The 1,351-nt window shown below is 32.6% G+C and carries 1 protein-coding gene and 2 pseudogenes; all 3 read left to right on the forward strand.

All coding sequences use genetic code 11. From position 1 onward, the window contains the following. Positions 1-332: pseudogene (locus HSACCH_RS13485) on the forward strand (ABC transporter substrate-binding protein); the annotation flags it as partial. Positions 333-408: 76 nt separating this feature from the next. Beyond that, positions 409-858 (forward strand): sugar ABC transporter permease, encoded by a 450-nt coding sequence (locus tag HSACCH_RS13490; protein ID WP_005490540.1) that lies wholly within the window; start codon positions 409-411, stop codon positions 856-858. Continuing rightward, positions 848-1,351: pseudogene (locus tag HSACCH_RS14165) on the forward strand (hypothetical protein); the annotation flags it as partial. The gene HSACCH_RS13490 and the pseudogene HSACCH_RS14165, both read left to right, overlap by 11 nt.

A 1,351-nucleotide genomic window follows, 5' to 3' on the forward strand; every position in this document is an offset into this window, starting at 1 on the left:
CTAAATTAGCTATGTTCTTAGCTGGAGAAGAAGTTCAGAAGATGCGTGCTGTAGAAGGTTCTTTCAATCCTACAATTAAATCATTGTATGAAGATGAAGACGTACTAGAAGCAGTTCCTTTCTTTGGTAGTCTTTACGATGTGTTTACAAATGCTGTTGCTCGTCCTTCTACTGCAACTGCTCCACAGTATAATCAGGTATCAGAATTATTCTTCCAGGCTGTACATTCAGTATTAACTGGTGAAAGTGATGCTCAAACAGCTATTGAGTATTTAGAATTAGATTTAGAAGATACTACAGGATTTGAAACTGGTGAGCCAGTTCAACCATAAGTAAAATTATTTAAAATTGTTAATAATCTGGAGAGGTTTTAACCTCTCCAGATTTTATAAAAAAAGGGGGGACTTAATGGCAAATAGCAATTCATCAAATCTGGCAAAAGAAGAACAAAAATTAGCGCTTAAATTGTTAATACCAGCATTTTTAATTTTAATTATAATTGCTTTATATCCTCTGGGGCAGGTTTTTTATACAAGTTTTACTGATAAAGAATTTGCTTCAACTAAAGAAACTAGTTTTGTTGGTTTAGATAATTATAAAGCATTGCTATCAGTTACTGTTAAAGAATTAGAACCTATAATTGATGAAGGAACAGGTGAACAAGCAGTTGACGATGAAAGTGGAGAAAAATTATTTCAAAGACCAATAAGAGTTTTACCAAGAGATCCTTATTTATATCGACCATCATTTGAGTTTAGTGTTTTTGGAAATAAGTATGTGGTTGGTGCTCGAACTCCAGATTTTATTAGATCTGTCTGGAATTACTTTAATTTTCACACTATTTTCAGTGTTTTTTGAGACATTGCTTGGCTTAATAGTTGCCTTGGTAGTTAATAGTGAATTTAAAGGTAGAGGAGCTATGAGGGCAGTAATGTTGGTTCCTTGGGCTGTAATTACAGTTGTTTCTGCAAGAATGTGGGAATGGATGTTTGAACCAACAAGGGCAGGTTTATTTAATATGTTAGGTGATAGATTTGGTTTGATTGACGGTAGTTATTCCTTTTTAAGTAATAAGGGTGGAACAACTTTAACTTTATATAATCAATCTGAAAATATTTTAGAACAAACAATAATGGCAAGTGCTAAAGAGAATGCCAGACAAAATTCAAATACTATTAATGAATGGTTAAATGGTATAGAAATATTTTTAAAAAATTTAGCTGATTCTAATAATGTTAAAACTATGATGTGGAGCAGTCAAGAAAGACATCTTAAAGAAGCTGATCATTCAGAATTAGAAAATATAATAGTTGCTAGGCTAGATGGGAGAGCTAATGTTGTTGGGGGAGGA

This window comes from Halanaerobium saccharolyticum subsp. saccharolyticum DSM 6643 (genome assembly GCF_000350165.1).
GTDB classification, from domain to species: Bacteria; Bacillota; Halanaerobiia; order Halanaerobiales; family Halanaerobiaceae; genus Halanaerobium; species Halanaerobium saccharolyticum.